This is a genomic window from Streptomyces sp. NPDC059355, assembly GCF_042752335.1.
Taxonomy (GTDB): domain Bacteria; phylum Actinomycetota; class Actinomycetes; order Streptomycetales; family Streptomycetaceae; genus Streptomyces.
This window is the reverse complement of sequence record NZ_JBHYXN010000002.1, coordinates 46,992-67,519: the sequence shown is the minus strand read 5'-3', so window position 1 is coordinate 67,519 and position 20,528 is coordinate 46,992. Positions and strand designations below refer to the sequence as shown.

Here is a 20,528-nt window from a genome sequence, read left to right as displayed (position 1 = left end):
CGAGCGAAGCGGTGGGCGCCCTGCGGGCACTGCCCGACCTGTACCGGCGGCGCCGGATGCCGGCCGCCCTGCTCGTCGGGACGGTCGTCTTCGAGGCTCTGGGCGCCGCGGTCTGCGGTGGGCTCAGTACGGCCAGGACCAGTCCGCGACCTCCGGCAGGTCGGTGCCGTGCTCGCGGATCCAGCTGTGGTGGCGGATGCGCTGGTCGGCCATGGCCTGGCGCAGTCCCTCGGCGCGGCCGGCCAGGCCCGGCACGCGGTCGATGACGTCCATGACGAGCCGGTACCGGTCGAGGTCGTTGCGCACGACCATGTCGAAGGGGGTGGTCGTCGTGCCGGACTCCTTGTACCCGCGGACGTGCAGGTTCGGGTGGCCGGTGCGGCGGTAGGCGAGGCGGTGGATCAGCCACGGATAGCCGTGGTAGGCGAAGATCACCGGCTTGTCGGTCGTGAAGAGGGCGTTGTACTCGGTGTCGGTCATCCCGTGCGGGTGTTCTTCGTGGGGCATCAGCCGGGCGATGTCGACCACGTTGACGACCCGGACGGCCAGTTCGGGGAGGTGCTCGCGCAGGAGGGCCGTGGCGGCGAGGACCTCCATGGTCGGTACGTCGCCGGCGCAGGCGAGTACGACGTCCGGTTCGCGGGAGCCGTGGTCGGTGCCGGCCCACTCCCAGATGCCGGCGCCCCGCGTGACGTGGACGAGGGCCTCGTCGACGGACAGCCAGTCGAAGGAGGGCTGCTTCCCGGCGACGATCACATTGACCTGGTCGCGGCTGCGCAGGGCGTGATCGGCCACGGCGAGGAGGGTGTTGGCGTCCGGCGGCAGGTAGACCCGTACGACCTCGGGGCTCTTGTTGAGGACGTGGTCGACGAACCCGGGGTCCTGGTGGGAGAAGCCGTTGTTGTCCTGGCGCCAGACGTGCGAGGTGAGCAGGTAGTTGAGGGAGGCGACGGGTGCGCGCCAGGACAGCTTGCGCGAGGTCTTCAGCCACTTGATGTGTTGGCCGGCCATGGAGTCGACGATGTGGGCGAAGGCCTCGTAGGTGGAGAAGAGCCCGTGGCGGCCGGTGAGGAGGTACCCCTCCAGCCAGCCCTGGCAGACGTGTTCGGACAGGATCTCCATGACGCGTCCGTCCCGGGAGAGGTTCCTGTCCGTGGCCTCCGTCGACCCCTGCCAGGCTTTGCCGGTGACGTCGTACAGGTCGTCCAGCCGGTTCGAGGCGGTCTCGTCCGGACCGACCACCCTGAAGTCCCGCCGCTCGGCGGTGTCGCGCATGATCTGGGTGAGGAAGCGCCCGAGGACCCGCGTCGGTTCGTGGAGGCTGGAGCCCGGTTTGTCGACGGGGACGGCGTACGCACCGGGGGCGGGCAGCGGGAGAGGCCGCAGCAGCCGGCCGCCGTTCGCGTACGGGACGGCGCCCAGACGGCGCTCACCCTGAGGGACGCACGCGAGCACCTGCTCGGACGGTTGCCCGTCGGCGTCGAAGAGCTCCTCCGGCCGGTACGAGCGCATCCAGGTCTCCAGCTGCCTCAGGTGCGCGGGGTTCTCCCGCACTCCTGCGAGCGGGACCTGGTGGGCACGCCAGGTGCCCTCGACCGGGTCGCCGTCGACGGTGGCGGGGCCGGTCCAGCCCTTGGGGGTGCGCAGCACGATCACCGGCCAGTGTGCGTACTCCCGGCCCGGATCGGTTCCCGCCGTCCGGGCCTTGCGCTGGATGAGGGCGATGAGGTCCAGGGCGTGGTCCATCGCGCGGGCCATGGCGTGGTGCACCTGGGCGGGGTCGCTGCCGGTCACGTACAGCGGGTCGTGCCCGTAGCCGCGCAGCAGCGCGTCGAGCTCGGCCTCGGGGATCCGGGACAGCACCGTCGGATTGGCGATCTTGTAGCCGTTGAGGTGCAGGATCGGCAGGACCGCGCCGTCGTGGACGGGGTCGAGGAACTTGTTGGAGTGCCAGGACGCGGCCAGCGGCCCCGTTTCGGCCTCGCCGTCCCCGATGACGCACGCGACCAGCAGGCCGGGGTGGTCGAAGGCGGCTCCGTAGGCGTGGGCGAGGGAGTATCCGAGCTCGCCGCCTTCATGGACGGAGCCGGGCGTCTCTGGGGCCACGTGGCTCGGCACGCCGCCGGGGAAGGAGAACTGCCGGAACAGCGTGCCCATGCCGGTCGCGTCCCGCGTGATGTCCGGGTAGGTCTCGGTGTACGTGCCCTCCAGCCAGGAGTTGGCCAGGACGGCGGGGCCGCCGTGGCCCGGACCCCAGACGCACAGGGCGTCCAGCGAGCGGTCCTTGATCACGCGGTTGAGGTGGGTGTGGACGAGGTTCAGGCCGGGGGAAGTACCCCAGTGGCCGAGCAGCCGCGGCTTGATGTGCTCCGGCCGCAGCGCCTCGGTGAGCAGGGGGTTGTCCATGAGGTAGATCTGGCCGACTGCCAGATAGTTGGCGGCGCGCCAGTGCGCGTCGAGCTCCGAGATGGGGTACGAGGTCATGCCCGCTCCTGAGTGCGACGGTCCGGGACGTTCGTCGACTGAGCCGATACCTCCACACTGCCCTCCCCGAGTCGGCTCCGCGAGGGGATGACCGGCCCTGGGGGAGGGACCGTTGGCCCCTGTGTGCCACGGCGCCCGGCCGGGAGGGTGAGGCCGGCGGTGCCGGTCCCCCCGGCCGGCGCCGCTCCCCCAACCGCCGACCCCCGATGCTCCGGCATCAGTACGGAGGACGGACTCGTGAAGCGCACCCTGGTTGTCGGAGTGGACGGATCCCCTCAGAGCCGGGCCGCGGCGGACTGGGCCGCACAGGAGGCCGTACGGCGTGACCTGCCCCTGCACGTGGTCCATGCCTGGCCGTGGGCGCCGCTCGCCGCCCCGATCGTCCAGGACCGCGACACCGGAGCCCATCGCGCCGACGACCTCCTGAAGGAGGTCGAGGGCGAGCTCACCCACCGGCACCCGGGATTGGCCCTCATCGCGGAAGTGCTCTCCGACGCGCCCGTGCCGGCGGCCTGTCCTGTGGCGGTGGTCCCGCACCCCTGAACCGGCCGGGGCAGGCGGGAGAGCCGGACACGCGCCTGTACAGCGTGCATGGCTGTCGGCTGCCGGCTATTCGGCGGCCGGGACGGGGCGCCGGCTCGGCAGGATCAGCGTATGGCGGTGGCCAGGTCGGTGCCGGTGATCTGCCCCTGCCCGCCCCCGTCCGGCGCCGGCGTCTCGAAACACCCGTGCGACACGCGAGGCGATCTTGCGCGCGGGCGCGTGCCGTGACCGACTTGATCGCAGCACTGGACGGCGAAAGGGACGGTGGCGGCGATGAGTCTCAAGAAGGCGGTCTACGAGAGAGAGCTGCTCCGGCTCCAGACGGAGCTGGTCAAGCTCCAGGAGTGGACACGTGCGGAAGGCGCCCGCCTGGTCGTCATCTTCGAGGGCCGTGACGCTGCGGGCAAGGGAGGCACGATCAAGCGCGTCGCCGAGCACCTGAACCCCCGTGTCGCGCGCATCGCGGCCCTGCCCACACCGACCGGGCGGGAGCGCACTCAGTGGTACTTCCAGCGGTATGTAGAGCATCTGCCCGCCGCCGGAGAGATCGTCCTCTTCGACCGCAGCTGGTACAACCGCGCCGGAGTGGAGCACGTCATGGGGTTCTGCACGCCCGCCGAGCACCAGCGCTTCCTGCGCCAGTGCCCGTTGTTCGAGCGGATGCTGGTCGAGGACGGGATCCTGCTCCGCAAGTACTGGTTCTCCGTCAGCGACGCGGTGCAGGAGGAGCGGTTCCGGCGCCGCGCGGAGGATCCGCTGCGCCGGTGGAAACTCTCCCCGATGGATCTGGAGTCCCTCACACGCTGGGAGGCGTACTCGAGGGCCAAGGACGAGATGCTCGTCCACACGGACACGGCCGATGCCCCGTGGTACGTGGTCGAGAGCGACGACAAGCGCAGCGCTCGGCTCAACATGATGGCCCACTTGCTGTCCTCGGTTCCCTACGCGGACGTGGCCGTGCCATCGCTGACCCTGCCGCCGAGGCCGCCGTCCACGGGCTACCAGCGTCCGTCCAAGGAGCTGCAGACCGCCGTACCCGACCACGCGGCCACCCTCGGGACGGATTGAACCGGGGTAGGCACCCGGTGGTGTCTACTCCCGGATTTCCAGCACCTCGGTCAACGGACGGCGCGGTGTGTCGGGGCCTGCGGGGCCGTAGCCGAGACGGAAGACCATCTGCACGTGTCCCATGGCCGCGACCGGGTCGCGGGCCGTCCAGCGCAACTCCGGCCATTCCAGGGGATGGGACGTCATCGACGTGGCAAGTCCGTCGGCGGTGGCCTGCAGAAGGACGCGCTCCATGGCCTGGCCGGCGCGCATCCAGTCGGCCCTCGTGTCCCCCGAGGTGCTCAACAGAGCCAGCTGCGGCCGCTTCTCGAACACGGCCCAGCCGCGGTCCGGTATCGGGTTGGCCCAGCCGAAGTCGCGTACGGGGGCGGGTCCGCCGGAAGCCTTCGGTCCGAATGCGGCGGCCGGAATGCCGTCGCGCCGTGTTCCGGTGGCGCTCTGCGTGTGGGAGGTCCAGGCAGTGGTCTCCGCCCGGGCGAGCGGATCGATCTCCTCACGGTGTTCGGCGTCCCGTACCAGCCCGAGCACGGTGTCGATGTGCCAGGTGTCCGGGACGGTGAGCCGGCAGCCCTCCAGGCGAGCTGCGGTCCACAGACCGTCCAGCAGTGCAGTCGGTACCGGCTCCTCGCTGAAGGGGTACCGGCTGGTGTGCCGGCGCCGGATGGCGTCGTGCAGGGAGGCCAGCTCGCGGTCCGTGTCCGCGGTTTCGTCGATGGTCACCGTGGCGAGCAGCCACGGTTCGGCGTCGTCGGGCAAGAGCTGCAAGCGGACGGGGAGAGCGATCCGGGCTGCGGACACGCGGAGGTTGAACAGTGCCGCAGCACAGCCGAGGTGGAGGCTGCGGTGATCCGGGTCGGTCCGGGGCATGGCGCGGTCCGGATCGCCGTGCAGGGCGAGGGCGCCGCTGCCGACGTGGAACACGAACTTCCACGGCTGGGCGTTGTGCATGGACGGCGCTGTGACGGCGTCGCCGACGAGCCGGATGACGGTGTCGGGGTCGAAGTGGGTTGCGCTCACGGGACTGTTCCTGTCTGTGCGGCCTCAGCCGTGCGCCACGACGGCGACCGGTGAGGTGGCGTGGTGCATGACCGCATGGGTGATGGGGCCGATGCGGGCGCCGAGTGCCGGGCGGCGGATACGCCGGCCGACGACGACGAGTGCCGCGCCCGACGCCGCGTCAAGGATCTGGATGGCGGGCTGCCCGATGACGATGCGTGCGTCGACGGCGAGTTGCGGGTACTTCTCCTCCCAGGGGCTCAGCAGCTCGCGGAGCGTGTCCTCGAGTCCGTCGGCCATCTCCTTCTCGACGCCGGGATCGAGGTCGGGAGCGCAGGAGAAGACCGGCGGGAGCGACCAGCCGTGTACGACGAGGAGGGGGCAGGCCCGCCGGTCCGCTTCCTCGCAGGCGAAGGCGAGGAGCCGGTCGCAGTTGCTGCGCAGGTCCACTCCGAGCACCACCGGCCCCGTGTCGCCCGCGGGCCTGAACGGATGGTCTTGGCCGTTGACGGATCGCACGAGGACGACGGGTGTGCCGGTTTCGGGGATCGTCGCCGATCCGGTCGATCCCACGATGAACCCTGCGACAGCGCCGATACCGCGTGAGCCGAGTACGAGCAGGTCCGCTTCCGCCGCGGACGAGGCGAGGACCTTGGAGGCCGCGATTCCTTCGGTGCCGTGGGTGGTGATGTCGAGGGTGCCGTGTTCGCGCAGGAGCCGGCCCCGCGTGAGCGAAAGGAGGTCTTCCGCCCACTGACGACGCGGTTCGGGAAGCGGCGCGGCGAAGGGCCCGTACTGCGCCCAGTCCTCCGCGTGGACGAGTTCCAGAGCGGCGCCGCGCAGTTCGGCCTCGTCGGCGGCCCAGTCGGCTGCGGCGCTGCCGGCGGCCGATCCGTCCAGACCTACCGTGATCCGGTTCGACATGATGCTCCTCCCTGGTCGGAAAGCCGCTGCTTTCAGGCTCTTCCGTGTGCGGGGCCTCTGGGAAGGACCGAGCGGCCCAACCGGGGACCGACCGGCCCTGCCGGCCGCTCAGCTCGGTTCGGCCGCGGCGCAGGTGAGTCTGCTGTCCACGTCGACGACCCCGTCGACGCTCCGGCAAAGACGCACCACCACGGGCAGCAGCGCAGGCTGTGGCACCGTGCCGCTGAGCGTCACCAGGCCGTCGTCGACTTCGACGGTGACGGCCGAAGGCGCGAGGTGGAGTGTCCGGGTGAGGACGTCCTCGATGATCTCTTCCTGTATCGCGTGGTCGCGGCGGAGGAAGAGCTGGATCAGGTCGCTGCGACTGAGGACGCCGACCACGCGGCCTTCCTCGTCGACGACCGGCAGCCGCTTGACCCGGTGCCGCTGCATGACCCGGGCCGCCCGGACCACGTTCCACTCGGGTCGGGCCGTGACGGCCGGGCTCGTCATCAGCTCCTCGGCTGTTGCCGCACCACCGGCGTGCCGTCGGCGGAGAAGGTCGGCTTCGGAGACGACGCCGACCGGGTGCCCGGTTTCGTCGGTCACGGGCATGGCGGTGATGTCGAACTCCTTCAGGAGCCGGGCGATCTCCTTGAACGCGGTCGTGCGCCGGACGGTGACGGCGGTGTGCGTCATCAGGTCCGCGACGCTGCGGTGCCTCATGGCGGTCGTGTCCTCATGCGGAGACGGGGGCGGTGAAATCCGCCTTGACGCCGACGACGCCCGGTACGGTACCGGCGGCGCGTACGACGATGTCTTCCATCGCGGGGTCCGGCAGCGAACCGTTGAGGTAGGCGATGCCATTGGCGACGTGGACGTGCACCTCCACGGGACCGTGCGCGCGGACATGCACTTCGGCGGGAACGTGCGGGATCAGCTGGTACGTGATCAATTCGCGGATCTCGGCGCCGATGTCCTCGTCCGGGCGCAGGAAGACCTTGAGCAGGTCGCCGCGGCTGACGACTCCGACGAGGCGGCCGTCGCCGTCGACCACGGGAAGGCGCTTGAGGTGCCTGCGGGCCATCAGACGCGCCGCGATGGGGATGGTGGCCTCCTTCGTGACGGTCACGGCCGGGCGGGTCATCAGCTGCTCGGCGGTGGTGTCGTGGGCCGTGTCGGTGCCTCGGGGCTTGAGCAGCAGGTCGGCTTCGGAGACGACGCCGACCACTTGTCCGTCTTGGGCAAGGACGGGGAGTGCGCTGACGTTCCACATCCGCAGCTCTTCCACGATGTCCTTGAACGCGGTTCCTCGGTCGACGGAGATCACGGCGTGTGTCATGACGTCCTCGACGGTGCGCAGGTGTTTCATGGTCTTCCTCCTCGATGGGACGGCCGGTACTCGCGATGGTGTGAAGGGCGATCAGGCATGGGCGATGACGGCCACGGGGGCCGCTGCGTGGTGCAGGACCGCGTGGGCGACCGGGCCGAGGTGCGCGCCGAGGGGAGAGCGGCGCACATGGCGTCCTACGACGACGAGTCCCGCGCCCTGCGAGGCCCGGACGAGATGCTCGCCCGCTGATCCCATGAACACGTTGTGGCTGACGTTCACGTCGGGGAACTTGTGCTTCCAGGGCATCAGCATGTCGTCCACCATGTGCGTGACGCTCCTGCCGATGTCCCGTTCGTTGTCCGGGTCGAAGAAGGGGACGTACCTGTAGGCAGCCGGCATCTTCCACCCGTGCACGGCCCGCAAGGGGCAGTCGCGCCGGGCCGCCTCTTCGAAGGCGAAGGCGAGCACCCGGTCGCACGCTTGATGGATGTCGACGCCGACGACGATCTCGGCGCCGGTGCCGGTGCCGGTGCCCCGGCCGTCCGGGTCGTCGGCGACGCGAACGAGGACGACCGGGGTGTCGGTCGCCACCATGGTGGACATCGCCACCGAGCCGACGATGAAACCGACCAGGCCGCCCAGACCGCGCGATCCCAGGACCAGCAGCCCGGCGTCGGCGGCCTCGGCCGCGAGGGCGGCGGCCGGCCGGGCCGTCGGGCAGCGGGTCGTGATCTCCAAGTTCGGGTGGCGCACGTGCAGCTCCTGCGTGGCTTCGGTCAGGGCCTGGTCCGCCCAGCGGTCCACGTCCTGGCGGCCCAGGCCGGGGAACACCGGGTCCAGGGGCCAGTCGACGGCGTGCGCGAGCCGCAGCGGCACCTGCCGCAGGACAGCCTCCGCAGCCGCCCAGCCCGCCGCTGCCCGGCTCTCCGCGGAGCCGTCGACTCCGACGGTCACGTGGTTCTTCATGGCTGCGATTCCCTTCATGCGGTCCGGTGCTCATCACCACGGCATTGCCTGCCGGGCCTCGTCCGCGTGAGCGGTTGCCGTGTCGTCGGTGCGGGCGGTGACACGCGATGCGACAGCGACGACCCCGTCGAGTTGCTCGACGAGGCTGAGGAGTGCGGGGAGCTGGCTCCGGCGCTCGACATGGCCCTCCAGGGTGACGATGCCGTCCACCACGTGGGCCTCGACCTCCCCGGTCGGCACACCGAGTACCTCCGTGAGGACCTCGTCGGTGACACGTCGGCGTATCTCGGAGTCCGGGCGCAGGAACATGCGGAGCAGGTCCCGGCGGGTGACGATGCCGATGAGACGGTCCTCCACGTCCACGACGGGGAGGCGTTCTATGCTGCGGCGGGTCATCAGCCGGGCGGCGTCAGCCGCTGTCCCTTCGGCGTGCACGGTGACCGCGGGCGCGGACATGACGTCGCCCGCAGTGGGCGGCTCCGCCTCTGTGCCGTTCTGTCCGGAGGTATCGGGGCCAGGGCCTGCGTGGGCCAGCAGGTCCGTCTGCGATACGACGCCCACCACGCGGTCCTCTTCGTCCAGCACGGGAACTCCGGAGATGTCGTACTGGGCGAGGAGCTTCGCGACGTCCTTGAAGGAGGTGCCGGGGGCCACGGAGACGACCTCGTCGGTCATCAGGTCCGCTACCTTGATGTGCTTCATGAGGCCCTCCTGCTCCGCCGTGTGACGCGAGGCTGATGTCCGGTGTGGGGTGGTGCCCCCACCATCCGTCGACGACCGCCGGTGATCGAGGGCCGAACGGTCCCGTCCGGGGGCCCGTAAGGGCCCGAGGTGCCGGGCCGCGGCGATGGGGACCTTTGGTCCCGTCCGAGGTACCGGGAGGCCCTCTTCCCGAAGAGCCGACGGTGGCAGCGTGAGGGGTGTCCCTCACTGGCTTCTCGGTTGGGAGGAATCGTGGAAAGCACATTCCGCACCCCGGACACCAGCTCGGTCACCGTCGGCGTGGACGGCTCTCAGCAGGCGCGCGTCGCTGCCCTGTGGGCGGCCAAGGAGGCCGTACGCCGGGACCGTCCGCTGCACATCGTCTACGGCTCCGACACCGACGGCCGGGCCTTGTACCTGTCGGCGGAGACCATCGAACGGGTTCGCGTCAACGGTCGGGAGCTCCTGGACGAGACTGCGAAGGCCGTGTCGGCCGAGTACCCCGGGTTGAGCGTGACCACCGAATTCAGCCGCGCGGACGCCGTCCACAGCCTGCACCGGGCCGGCGGACTCCACGGCACGGTCGTGGTGGGCAACCGCGGCCTGGGCGGGTTCAACTCGCTGATGCTCGGCTCGGTCGGGCTGGGAACCGCGGCCATCGCCATGACACCTGTCATCGTCGTCCGAGGCGTCGACGGGACCGAGGAGACCGGCACGGTCCTCGCGGCGATCCGCGACGAACACGACCTCTTGATCGCCCGGTACGCCGCCCGCGAAGCGGAGCTGCACAAGGCCTCCCTGCGGCTGCTGCACGTCTGGAACGTGCTCCAGTCCGTCGGCGAGGTGGTCAGCATGCTCGACGACGTCGACGAGATCGCCGACCGGCATGTCGAGGCCCTGCGGGCCGTCACGGACGTGGCCCGCGGGGAGTTCCCCGACCTTGAGGTGCAGGCCGATGCGGAGAAGAGCATCTCCGTGGCCGGCGTCCTGGTCGAGGCGTCCCGCCACGCCGACCTGCTCGTCATGGGCGGCCGCCGGGTCCCAGGGCCCCTCGGACTCGCCCCCAACCTCGGCAGGGCCACGCACAGCCTGCTGCACCACGCCCACTGCCCCGTCCTCCTCATCCCCCGGACCGGCAGCGACTTCGGGAGCCGGTCATGACCGTCCACCCGGCAGGAAGCCGTGACATCGTCGTGGGCGTCGACCCGGACAGGAACTGGCACCTTGCCCTGGCCTGGGCCGCCGACGAGGCCCAACGGCGCCGGCTCCCGCTGCGCCTGCTCCTCGCGGTACCGCCCCAGCACGACACCCATCACGTCGATGACACCCCCGGCCGGACCGCCCTGCGGCAGGCCGGATCCGACAGGCTTGACCAAGCGTGCAACTGGGTGCGTGACCGCCACCCCGAGGTCAGCGTCACCGGTGATCTTCTGGGCGGGTTCCCGGCCCAGATCCTGGGCGGCGCGGCGCGAGAGGCCCGCATGATCGTCCTCGGCTCCCGGCACCTGAGCCGGACCGCCGAGTTCTTCAGCGCCGGCTCGCTCGTGGTCCCCGTCACCGCCCAGGCCCATTGCCCGGTCGTCGTCGTGGGCGACGCCGAGCACATCAGCCAGCAGCCGCCCTACCTCGTCGTGGGTATCGACGGCAGCGCGTCCGCCACTTCCGCGCTGGACTTCGCCTTCGACGAGGCCGACCTTCGGGGTGCGGCGCTGCGGGTCGTCTGCGTGTGGCAGCGGCCGCTGATCATGCTGGACGACGAGGAGATGGCGCTGCGGGCACAGCGCACTCTGCTTTCCGAGGCCACCGCCGGCCTGTCCGAGAAGTACCCGGACGTGCATGTGACGCACGAGGTGTTCACCGGCCACCCGGTCGAGGAACTGGCCCGCGCCGCCGAGCACGCCCTCGCCGTCGTCGTGGGCCGCCGCGGCCGCGGCGGGTACACCGGCATGCGGATCGGATCCGTCGTCCACGGCCTGCTGCACCGTGCGCACTGCCCGGTGATCACCGTGCCCACCGACTGAGCCCGTTATGACCAGCCGCGCGCTCGAAAAGCCGTCCGCCGGCCCTTCGGCCCCGGCTGGTCTGACGCAGTCCGAGGCCGAACGCCGACTGGCCCGGTACGGCCGCAACGAGGTGGCACCTCCGCGGCCCACACCCCTCCACCGTCGGGTACTGGCACAGCTGCGTGACCCTCTGATCATGGTGCTGCTCGGTGCCGCACTCCTGACCATCGCGATCGGTGACCACCCGGACGCCGTCGTCATCGGCCTGGTGGTCGTCTTCAACACGACCGTGGGAGTGACCCAGGAGGTCCGGGCCGACCGCGCGGTCGCCGCGCTGTCCGCTCTGTCAGCCCCGCATGCCCGGGTGCGGCGCGACGGCGAAGCGCACGAGGTGTCGGCAGCGCTCGTGGTGCCGGGTGACAGCCTGCTGCTGGGCGGGGGAGACATCGTCGCCGCGGATGCCGATCTCACCGAGGCGTCGGCTCTCCTGATGGACGAGTCGATGCTCACGGGCGAATCGGAACCCGTCGCCAAGGCCACGGGTGACCCGGTCAGCGCCGGTACCGTCGTGGTGCGCGGTCGGGGTGTCGCGACCGCCACGGCCACAGGATCCTCCAGTGCCCTCGGCCGGATCGCGGCGCTCCTCGACGGGGAACACGGGCCGACCCCGCTCCAGCGCCGCCTCGCATCCCTCGGCCGTATTCTGGCGGCCGTCACCCTTGCCCTGTGCGTGCTGTTCTTCGCTCTGGGCCTTGCGCGCGGCCTCGGCGTGGGCACGATGGCCGTCACCGCCATCAGCCTGGCCGTCGCCGCGGTACCCGAGTCCCTGCCCGCCGTCGTCACCCTCGCCCTCGCCCTCGGGGCCCGCCGCATGGCAGCCCGCAATGCCCTGATCCGCCGCCTTCCGGCGGTCGAGACGCTGGGCTCGGTGAGTGTGCTGGCCACGGACAAGACCGGCACCCTCACCGAGGGGCGCATGGTCGTCCAGCACGTGTGGACGCCGGCCGGAGGGGCGGACGTGTCCGGGAGCGGATACGAGCCGCGCGGAGGCCTGGGCCGCGCGGGACACACCCTTACCCCCGAGCAGCTGCGCCCCGTGCAGGAGCTGCTCACCACGGCGGCCCTGTGCAACGACGCGAGCCTCAAGCCGCCCCGAAGCGGGTCCGACGTCTGGACAGCCGTGGGCGATCCCATGGAGGCCGCACTGCTGGCAGCCGCTGCCAAGGCAGGCTGCCCCGACCCGGCCGAGCTGCAACATGCCTGTCCCCGGATCGGAGAGGCCCCGTTCGACAGCCTGCGTAAACGGATGACCACCCTCCACCACCTGCCCGACGGCAACGTCCTGGTCTGCCTCAAGGGGGCGCCGGAGGCCGTCCTGGCTCCCACCGTGCTCGCCGACCCACCCGAAGTCCTGGACCAGGCCCGTCGGCGGGCAGCAGAGCTGGCCGCCGACGGATTCAGGGTCCTGGCGGTGGCAGGCACCGAACGACTCCAGTGGCACCCACCCGTCGCCGAGGCGGAACACGGACTACGCCTTCTCGGCCTGGTCGCCATCAGCGATCCGCCGAAAGCGACCGCCGCCGCCACCTTGGCGGCCTGCCGCGCCGCCGGCATCACCCCCGTCCTGATCACCGGAGACCACCCGGCGACGGCACATGCCATCGCCGTACGCATCGGACTCGTCGAGGAGGGTCAGGCCGACGCGGTCGTCACCGGACCCGAGCTGGCCGCAGCGCCGGACACCGACCTGACCGCGGTCCGCGTCTTCGCCCGTACCGATCCCCAGCAGAAGCTGGACATCGTCCACGCCTGGCGTGCACGCGGCGCGGTGACCGCCATGACCGGGGACGGTGTCAACGACGGCCCCGCCCTGCACCAGGCCGACATCGGCGTCGCCATGGGCGCCCGCGGCACCGAGGTGGCCCGCCAGGCCGCCGACCTCGTCCTCACGGACGACGAGCTGTCCACCGTCGTCACGGCCGTCGAGGAAGGCCGCCGCGTCTACGACAACATCCGACGCTTCCTCGTCTACGCCCTGGCCGGCGGGACCGCCGAGATCCTCGTGATGCTGGCGGGCCCCCTGCTCGGCCTGGCCCTCCCGCTCCGGGCGGGCCAGATCCTGTGGATCAACCTCCTCACCCACGGCCTCACCGGCGTGGCGATGGGCGCCGAACCCGCCGCGCCGCAGGCCATGAGGCGCCCGCCCCGGCCGCCGGGACAGCACATCCTGGCCGCAGGGGTGTGGCAGCGCCTCCTCGTCCTCGCGGCAGCCGTGACGGCGTTCAGCCTGATCGCCGGCGTGGGCGCGCGTGCCATGGGCCTGCCCTGGCAGAGCGTGCTCTTCCTGTCCCTGCTCGGGGCCCAGCTGGGAGTGGCCCTGGGGCTGCGGGCCCGGTTGCTCACCGCCCGGAACCTGTTCCTTCCCGCCGCCGTGGCGGCCTCCGCCCTCCTCGCGATGGCCGCCCTGCACGTTCCCGCTCTGCAGTCGCTGCTGGACACCCAGCCGGTGGGCTGGGCCGGCACAGGACTCGCCGTAGCGGCAGCACTCGCGGCGTTCGTCGCCGCCCGGCTCCTGCGGGGCGCGTTCCACAGAAAGGCATGACCGTGAACACGTATTCGCCCGCCCATGGGCACGGGATCCACGCAGAGGTGGGCGACCGGATCGTCCTGGGCGGCCCCACCGCCGGAACGCCGGGCCGGGACGGAGAAGTCATCGCCCTGCACCATGCGGACGGCACACCGCCGTACGACGTGCGCTGGTCCGACACCGGCCGCACCACCGTGTTCTTCCCCGGCCCCGACGCCCACGTCCGGCACCTGCACGACGAAACCGGTACGCCGCGGCACGAACAGAAGCCGTACGGGTCAATGGCCCGCTGAGTGGACGGGCCCGGCCCTGCGGCCGGGGATACCGTGGAAGCGATGGCCACCTGCCATCGCTTCCGGCCGGAGGTGGGGATGGGCGCAGCCGATCGGCCCACCTGCGCGAGCGCAGGCGAGCAGCCCATCCGGAGCGGTGTTCCCCGGCTGCGGCTCGACGAACTGCTGGATGAGCTGCAGGTACGGATCGACGAGGTCAGGGGCACCCGGGACCGGCTGAACGGCCTGCTCGAAGCCGTCATGTCCGTGGGCCGGGAACTGGACCTCCCTCAGGTGCTGCGAGGCATCGTCGAAGCCGCCGTGCTGCTCGTGGACGCCGAGTACGGGGCCCTCGGAGTCATCGGGACCGACAAGAAGCTGGCCGAGTTCCTTCCCGTCGGCATCAGCGACGAACTGCGCGGGCAGATCGGGGACCTGCCCTCCGGCCACGGCATTCTCGGCGAGCTGATCCGCCATCCCGAGACGCTGCGGCTGTCGGAGTTGTCCGAGCACCCGGCCTCGTACGGGTTCCCGGCCCACCACCCGCCGATGCACTCCTTCCTCGGTGTCCCGATCCGGATCCGCGAGGAGGTCTTCGGCAACCTCTATCTGACCGAGAAGCGCGGTGGAGTCGAGTTCGACGCCGAGGACGAGGCGGTCCTGTCGACCCTCGCGGTGGCGGCCGGCATCGCCATCGAGAACGCCAGGCTCTTCGAGGGTCTCCGGCTGCGAGAGCGCTGGCTGGAGGCCGGCTCGGACATCACCAGCGCCCTGCTCTCCGGAACGCCCGAAGACGATGTCCTCGAAGGCATGCTGGAGCGGGCCAAGGACATCACCGGCGCCGACATGGGTGTCTTCTACCTGCTCGGCCCCGCCGGCGAACTGCGGGGCTCCCTGGCCCTCGGGGAGGGGGCAGAGGCACACCGCGGGGTCGTCCTGCCCAGCACCCGGGGCACTCTCGCCGAGGCCGCGCTGGCCCGCGACGGCCTCATCACGGTCCCCGACGTGGCGGCCGACGAGCGCGTCACCGTCCCACCCGAGAGGTGGACCGGCTTCGGCCCGGCCGTGGCCGTCACCGTCGGCACCGAGGAAAAGCTCAGCGGCGTCCTGATGCTCGTCCGGCGGCACGGCCGCCCCGGGTTCGCCACCGCGGAGATCACCGCGCTGCCGGGCTTCGCCGGCCAAGCCGCCCTCGCGCTGGAGCTGGCCGAGCGGCGCCGCGACGCAGAGCAGTTGAGCCTGCTGGAGGACCACGACCGCATCGCCCGCGACCTGCACGACCTCGCGATCCAACGCCTCTTCGCCACCGGCATGACCCTCCAGAGCGCCCAGCGCTTCGTCGACCACCCCCAGGCGTCCGAGCGCCTCGCGCGCGCCGTGGACGACCTGGACGCCACCATCAAGATCATCCGTTCGACCATCTTCGGACTCCGCGAGCACGAGGCCCCCGGCGAGGCGTCCACGATGCGCTCCCGTCTGGTCCAGGTGCTGGATGAGGCCTCGCAGGCCTTGGGCTTCGCCCCGGCCCTGCGGATGGAGGGACTGATCGACACCGACGTACCGTCGGCCGTCGCGGGCGAGGCACTCGCCGTGGTGGGGGAGGCCCTCACCAACGTCGCCCGCCATGCCGAGGCCACGCGCGCGGAGGTCTCGATCGCCGCGGCCGACGAGAGCCTGACCGTCACCGTGACCGACAACGGCGTCGGCCTGCCCGCGGGCGGTCGGCGCAGCGGTCTGCGGAACCTGGCAGAACGTGCGGAGAGGCTCAGCGGCCAGATGGAGGTTGCGGCGCGGGGCGATGGGGAGCGGGGCACTCGCCTGGAGTGGCGGGTACCTCTGGCCGCGCCATCGAGGTGACCGGCGCCGGCATGCCTACTGCTTGGCCGTCCCGGTGTCGTGCTCGTGAACCTGGGCGGCGATCACGGCCGCCTGGACCCGCCGCTCCACTCCGAGCTTGCCAAGCAGCCGGGAGATGTGGTTCTTGACCGTCTTCTCGGACAGGTAGAGCTGCTTGGCGATCTGCCGGTTGGTGAGGCCCTCGCCGATGAGTTCCAGGACGGCCCGCTCCCGCTCGGACAGCGCCGCCAAGCGGGCGTCTTCCGGGGCCTTCGCCGTTTCCGGGTCGCGCAGGGAGTGCATCAGGCGGGCGGTGGTCGCGGGGTCGAGCATGGACTGGCCGGTGGCGACCGTGCGTACGGCCGAGACCAGATCGGAGCCCTTGATCTGTTTCAGGACGTAGCCGGCGGCCCCTGCCATGATCGCGTCCAGCAGGGCGTCCTCGTCGTCGAACGAGGTCAGCATCAGACAGGCCAGGCCCGGCATGCGCGAGCGCAGCTCGCGGCAGACGGTGATGCCGTCGCTGTCAGGGAGCCGCACGTCGAGTACGGCGACGTCCGGACGGAGTGCCGGCCCGCGGGCGAGCGCCTGCTCAGCGGTGCCGGCCTCGCCCACGACGGTGATGCCCGGCTCTGCGTCCAGAAGGTCGTGCAGCCCGCGCCGGACCACCTCGTGGTCGTCGAGGAGGAACACCTTGATCGGCGCCCCTGAGGAGGCGTTCGGATCGTCGGACATGATCGCCCCTGGCTCGGTCCGGTCTCTGCGATTCCAACAGAATTCTCTCAGTACGGCGCACGATGCACCCCGTGGCCGACGAGAAGGCACGCTAAGCAGCGATGGTGGTTTCCAGCTCCATCCGGACGTCCACGACACCCTCGACCGCGCGGATGGCCCGGGCGAGCAGGGGGACCAGCGCCCGGTCCCGCAGCGGGCCGCGCAGAGTGACGACGCCTTCCTGTACCGAGAAGTCCACGTCCACACCGGGTGCCAGTTCGGTGAGCACGTTCCGGCGCATCTCCTCCTCGAGCTCCTCGTCGGGCCGCAGGAACACCTTCAGGAGGTCGCTGCGGCTGACCACACCCTCCAGCATTCCGAGCGCGTTCACGACGGGCAGGCGCTTGACGTGCTTGCGGGCCATGATTCGGGCGGCTTCGGCGACGGGCGCGTCGGGGTGCACGGTGATCGCCGGGCTCGACATGAGCTCCTCGGCCAGCACCGCGCCGGCCTTCGAAGCGTCTTCCAGCTGCTCGGGCAGGGTGGGATCCGTACACCGGAACTCCTCCTTCGGCAGCAGGTCCGCCTCGGAGACCACGCCGACGACGCGGCCCTCGCCTTCCAGGACGGGGACCGCGCTGACCTTCCACTGGTGCATCAGCTCGACGATCTCCTTGTAGGACGCCTCCCGGCCGATGGCGACGGCCGTGTGCGTCATGACGTCACTGACGGTGAAGCGGGATGCGGGCATGACCGGTCTCCTTCGGCGTACGGACGATCAGAGGAAGCTGCCGCTCCCGTAGGGCGCGAACAGGTCGAGGAGACGCACACGGGCGGCCTGCAACCGGTTGGCGAGGACCTGCCCGACCCAGTGGCCCAGGGCGGAGCCGAAGGCGGCGTCGGTTTCCATCAGCGTGCGTACGCGCTCCGCGTCGAACTCGTACGCACGGACGGGCGTCATCGCCTCGGCGCCCATACGCCAGGAGTACGGCTTGAAGAGCCACGAGCAGCCGACCAGCTGGCCGGCGCCGAGGCTCTCGATGACGGCGGCGCGCCGCCCGGGCACGTGGACGTCCAAGGTCACGGTGCCGGACCGGACGATCCAGAACCGGTCGGCGCGGCCGCCCTCGCGGAAGAGATGCGTCCCTTCCTCGAAGTTGACCTCGTGGGCCAGTTCCATCAGACGGGAGCGGCAGTCGGCGGGCAGTGCCTCGGAGATACGAGTGGGTGAAGGGGTGCTCATGGACGGCCTCCTGTTCGAGTCCGTCTTCAGTCTTGGCGCTACCGCCGGTCCCGGGCATGGGCCCTGTGGTCCCCTCCAGGGGCCGATCGGCCCATGTCCGAGATCGGCGTACGCGGAGATCCTGGCAGCAGACGGCCCGTTCACGGCCTCCACCCCTGTCGGACCGGCAGGGGCGGGGGACGTACGGGAACGGGCACGGCAGGGAGACCGGGGGAGTTCGCCCTCCTCACCACGCCGTCCGTCCGGATCGCGGCCCGTTTCGCTCGACGAAGGACGTCCACGATGAAAAGCCACCCGGCCGGTGCGACCACCGGCTCGCCTGCCGTCAGTGTGCCGGGACGGCAGATGGAAGAGCTCGGTGCCGACGAGGCGCTGCAGCTGCTCGGCACCGCCGAACTGGGCCGCATCGTCTTCACCCGTCACGCACTGCCCGCCGTACGCCCGGTCAACCACGTTCTCGATGCCGGCGACATCATCGTCCGCGTCCAGGACGGATCGACGTTGGCCGCGCTGCTCGCGACCCAGCAGGGTGCGGGCGTGGTCGTCGCCTACGAGGCCGACGACATCGATCCGGGTGAACACCTGGGCTGGAGCGTGGTCGCCACCGGCTACGCCACCGCTGTCACCGACCCGGACGAGATCGAGCGGTACGTGCGCCTCCTGGAGCCCTGGGCCCTGGGCAGCGCATCGGGAGCGATCCGGATCCGACCCGACCTCGTCACCGGCTTCCGCTTGCGCGAGGGCGGCCCGTAGCGGCGCCCGTTCGCGCGCTTCACCTCCACGCCGCCCTCCGCACGTCACGATGGTGCGGCACACGCCCGCAGGAGTTCCGGAGGTGCCATGCCGAAGCGCGGTTGGACCACGGCGGTCCCGCCTGCATTCCACGGCTACCGGGCTGCCTGGCTCCGGGGGGACGTGCTGGCCGGCATCACGGTCGCCGCCTATCTCGTACCGCAGGTCATGGCCTACGCCGGGGTTGCCGGACTGCCGCCCGTCGTCGGTCTCTGGGCCGCCCTCCCGGCCATGATCCTCTACGCCCTCAGCGGGTCCTCCCGCCTGCTGTCCGTCGGCCCGGAATCGACCACCGCCCTCATGACCGCCGTGGCCGTGGGCCCGCTGGCGGCCGGCGACCCCGCGCGCTACGCGGTGCTCTCGGCGGCCCTGGCCGTCGTGGTCGGCCTGCTCTCCCTCGTCGCATGGGCCGTCAGGCTGGGCTTCCTCGCGGATCTCCTCTCCCGGCCGGTCCTCGTCGGCTACCTGGCCGGGGTCGCCCTGATCATGATCGTGGACCAGCTCCCCCGCCTGACCGGGACCAGCGGCAGAGGCAGCGGATCGGGCTTCTTCCCTCAGCTCCTCTCCTTCCTCCACCACCTCGGTGACGTGCACTGGCCCACGGCCGTGCTCGCCGCCGGATGCCTCGCCCTTCTGTTCGTCCTGCCCCTGCTGTGGCGACCGCTGCCCGGGCCCCTCGTCGTGCTGGCGCTCGCCACGGCAGTGGTGGCGGGCTTCGCCCTCGACGAGAATGACGGCATCAACGTCATCGGAACGGTCCCGACCGGCCTTCCCGGCTTCGCCCTGCCCGATCCGTCGGACTACGCCGACCTGGTCCTGCCGGCCGTCGGAGTACTCCTCGTCGGGTACTCGGACGTCGTCCTGACCGCGCGAGCCTTCGCCCGCCACGACGATCCGCACCCCTTGGCAGCCAACCGCGAGCTGCTGGCGCTCGGCGTGGCCAACATCGGCGCCGGAGTCCTGCACGGCTTTCCCGTCAGCAGCAGCGCCAGCCGCACCGCCCTCGCCGACTCCGCCGGCGCCCGCACCCAGACGTACTCCCTCGTCGGCGCCGTCTGCGTGGCCGCCGTCCTGCTCTTCCTGGGCCCGCTGCTGGCGCACACCCCGTCAGCCGCCCTGGGCGCGATCGTCGTCTATGCCGCCGTACGCCTGATCGAGGTGGGCGAGTTCCGCAGGCTGGTGGCCTTCCGTCGGCGCGAGTTCCTGCTCGCCCTCGGCTGCGGACTCGGTGTCCTCGCCTTCGGGATCCTGTACGGCGTGCTCCTCGCCGTGGCGCTGTCCGTCGCCGAACTCCTCACGCGGGTCGCCCGACCCCACGACGCCGTCGAGGGCATCGTCCCGGGCCTGGCCGGCATGCACGACATCGACGACTATCCGAGCGCGCGCACCATTCCCGGCCTCCTCATCTACCGATACGACTCACCGCTGTTCTTCGCGAACGCCGAGGACTTCCGCCGCAGGGCACTGGCCTCGGTGGCGGCCCAGGACGAGCCCGTGCACTGGTTCGTCCTCAACACCGAAGCCAACGTCGAGGTCGACATCACCGCCCTCGACGCCGTCGAGGCCCTGCGCTCCGCACTCACCGAACGGGACATCGTGTTCGCGCTCGCCCGAGTCAAGCAGGACCTGCGCCGTCCCCTCGACGCCTACGGCTTGACAGCCGCTGTCGGCCCGGAGCGCATCTTCCCCACGCTCCCCACGGCCGTTGCCGCCTACCGGAACTGGCAACGCGCCAGAGGCCACGATCCAGCCCTCTGAGCAGGTCTCCTGACAGAGGAGCCGAGCACCGAAGAGCGGCCGGTTCGACGCCGGCGGCCGGGCCCTGTACGACCGCGCCCCGGCGAGTGGAACCGCCGGGACCGGTGCATTCGACACGATCCGCTGGGCAGGAAGGGATCCAGGATCCTTCCCGCGGCCGCCCATACCGCTGGGCGGGGCGTTGCACGGGCGACCGTGCCGAGGCGTGGCGGCCGCTCCGGGTCGAATGGGTCGCCCCAGCGGGACCGGCCCGACGAGCTCGGCCCGTTCCAGAGGGCACCTCCGTCCGGTTCGGTCCGGCCGAGGGATCTGCCCGGCTTGCTGCGCG

The 20,528-nt window shown here is 71.3% G+C and carries 19 protein-coding genes; 9 read left to right on the top strand and 10 right to left on the bottom strand.

Annotated features, from left to right (window positions below; translation table 11 throughout):
- Nucleotides 1-123 precede the first annotated feature (123 nt).
- Nucleotides 124-2,484, bottom strand: a complete 2,361-nt coding sequence (locus ACFXGI_RS02320) for a phosphoketolase (protein ID WP_384702027.1) — start codon at nucleotides 2,482-2,484, stop codon at nucleotides 124-126.
- Between the two features lie 237 nt (nucleotides 2,485-2,721).
- Here ACFXGI_RS02320 and ACFXGI_RS02315 point away from each other — a divergent pair, with 237 nt between their 5' ends.
- The gene (locus tag ACFXGI_RS02315; protein WP_384702024.1) at nucleotides 2,722-3,027 is read left to right on the top strand and encodes a universal stress protein; all 306 of its coding nucleotides are present in this window, start codon (nucleotides 2,722-2,724) and stop codon (nucleotides 3,025-3,027) included.
- Between the two features lie 273 nt (nucleotides 3,028-3,300).
- Nucleotides 3,301-4,095 carry a polyphosphate kinase 2 gene (ppk2, locus tag ACFXGI_RS02310; protein ID WP_384702022.1) on the top strand — a complete coding sequence of 265 codons (795 nt, stop codon included), beginning with the start codon at nucleotides 3,301-3,303 and terminating at the stop codon, nucleotides 4,093-4,095.
- Nucleotides 4,096-4,119: 24 nt separating this feature from the next.
- Here the strand turns inward: ppk2 and ACFXGI_RS02305 are convergent, their stop codons facing one another.
- From ACFXGI_RS02305 to ACFXGI_RS02280, 6 genes are all read right to left on the bottom strand, one after another.
- Entirely contained in the window at nucleotides 4,120-5,112 is a 993-nt protein-coding gene (locus ACFXGI_RS02305) for an Acg family FMN-binding oxidoreductase (protein ID WP_384702019.1), read from the bottom strand.
- Nucleotides 5,113-5,136: 24 nt separating this feature from the next.
- A complete protein-coding gene (locus ACFXGI_RS02300) occupies nucleotides 5,137-6,015 on the bottom strand; it encodes a universal stress protein (protein WP_384702016.1) in 879 nt (292 codons plus the stop codon).
- Between the two features lie 108 nt (nucleotides 6,016-6,123).
- Nucleotides 6,124-6,720, bottom strand: a complete 597-nt coding sequence (locus ACFXGI_RS02295; protein WP_384702014.1) for a CBS domain-containing protein — start codon at nucleotides 6,718-6,720, stop codon at nucleotides 6,124-6,126.
- Between the two features lie 13 nt (nucleotides 6,721-6,733).
- A complete protein-coding gene (locus tag ACFXGI_RS02290; RefSeq protein ID WP_384702011.1) occupies nucleotides 6,734-7,366 on the bottom strand; it encodes a CBS domain-containing protein in 633 nt (210 codons plus the stop codon).
- A gap of 51 nt (nucleotides 7,367-7,417) precedes the next feature.
- Nucleotides 7,418-8,311, bottom strand: coding sequence for a universal stress protein (locus ACFXGI_RS02285; protein WP_384702008.1), 894 nt, complete (start codon nucleotides 8,309-8,311; stop codon nucleotides 7,418-7,420).
- A 15-nt stretch (nucleotides 8,312-8,326) separates the two neighbouring features.
- Entirely contained in the window at nucleotides 8,327-8,995 is a 669-nt protein-coding gene (locus tag ACFXGI_RS02280; protein WP_384702005.1) for a CBS domain-containing protein, read from the bottom strand.
- Nucleotides 8,996-9,247: 252 nt separating this feature from the next.
- On the opposite strand from ACFXGI_RS02280, the gene ACFXGI_RS02275 reads away from it, so the two are divergent.
- The 5 genes from ACFXGI_RS02275 to ACFXGI_RS02255 all read left to right on the top strand — a co-directional run bounded on the left by ACFXGI_RS02275 (nucleotide 9,248) and on the right by ACFXGI_RS02255 (nucleotide 15,714).
- A complete protein-coding gene (locus tag ACFXGI_RS02275; protein ID WP_384702002.1) occupies nucleotides 9,248-10,156 on the top strand; it encodes a universal stress protein in 909 nt (302 codons plus the stop codon).
- The gene (locus tag ACFXGI_RS02270; RefSeq protein ID WP_384701999.1) at nucleotides 10,153-11,016 is read left to right on the top strand and encodes a universal stress protein; all 864 of its coding nucleotides are present in this window, start codon (nucleotides 10,153-10,155) and stop codon (nucleotides 11,014-11,016) included. Before ACFXGI_RS02275 ends, ACFXGI_RS02270 begins: the two co-directional genes overlap by 4 nt.
- Nucleotides 11,017-11,023: 7 nt before the next feature.
- A complete protein-coding gene (locus tag ACFXGI_RS02265; RefSeq protein ID WP_384701996.1) occupies nucleotides 11,024-13,600 on the top strand; it encodes a cation-translocating P-type ATPase in 2,577 nt (858 codons plus the stop codon).
- Nucleotides 13,597-13,878 (top strand): DUF1918 domain-containing protein, encoded by a 282-nt coding sequence (locus tag ACFXGI_RS02260; RefSeq protein ID WP_384701993.1) that lies wholly within the window; start codon nucleotides 13,597-13,599, stop codon nucleotides 13,876-13,878. The genes ACFXGI_RS02265 and ACFXGI_RS02260 overlap by 4 nt, the downstream gene beginning before the upstream one ends.
- Nucleotides 13,879-13,956: 78 nt before the next feature.
- Complete coding sequence (locus tag ACFXGI_RS02255) at nucleotides 13,957-15,714, top strand: GAF domain-containing protein (RefSeq protein WP_384701990.1); 1,758 nt, start codon at nucleotides 13,957-13,959, stop codon at nucleotides 15,712-15,714.
- Between the two features lie 15 nt (nucleotides 15,715-15,729).
- Here the strand turns inward: ACFXGI_RS02255 and ACFXGI_RS02250 are convergent, their stop codons facing one another.
- The 3 genes from ACFXGI_RS02250 to ACFXGI_RS02240 all read right to left on the bottom strand — a co-directional run bounded on the left by ACFXGI_RS02250 (nucleotide 15,730) and on the right by ACFXGI_RS02240 (nucleotide 17,650).
- On the bottom strand, nucleotides 15,730-16,428 hold the full coding sequence (locus tag ACFXGI_RS02250; protein WP_384701988.1) for a response regulator: 699 nt from the start codon (nucleotides 16,426-16,428) through the stop codon (nucleotides 15,730-15,732).
- Between the two features lie 91 nt (nucleotides 16,429-16,519).
- On the bottom strand, nucleotides 16,520-17,158 hold the full coding sequence (locus ACFXGI_RS02245; RefSeq protein WP_384701985.1) for a CBS domain-containing protein: 639 nt from the start codon (nucleotides 17,156-17,158) through the stop codon (nucleotides 16,520-16,522).
- Nucleotides 17,159-17,185: 27 nt separating this feature from the next.
- Complete coding sequence (locus ACFXGI_RS02240; protein WP_384701982.1) at nucleotides 17,186-17,650, bottom strand: Crp/Fnr family transcriptional regulator; 465 nt, start codon at nucleotides 17,648-17,650, stop codon at nucleotides 17,186-17,188.
- A 282-nt stretch (nucleotides 17,651-17,932) separates the two neighbouring features.
- Here ACFXGI_RS02240 and ACFXGI_RS02235 point away from each other — a divergent pair, with 282 nt between their 5' ends.
- On the top strand, nucleotides 17,933-18,403 hold the full coding sequence (locus ACFXGI_RS02235) for a pyridoxamine 5'-phosphate oxidase family protein (RefSeq protein ID WP_384701979.1): 471 nt from the start codon (nucleotides 17,933-17,935) through the stop codon (nucleotides 18,401-18,403).
- Between the two features lie 87 nt (nucleotides 18,404-18,490).
- Nucleotides 18,491-20,200 (top strand): SulP family inorganic anion transporter, encoded by a 1,710-nt coding sequence (locus ACFXGI_RS02230; protein WP_384701977.1) that lies wholly within the window; start codon nucleotides 18,491-18,493, stop codon nucleotides 20,198-20,200.
- The last annotated feature ends 328 nt before the right edge of the window (nucleotides 20,201-20,528 follow it).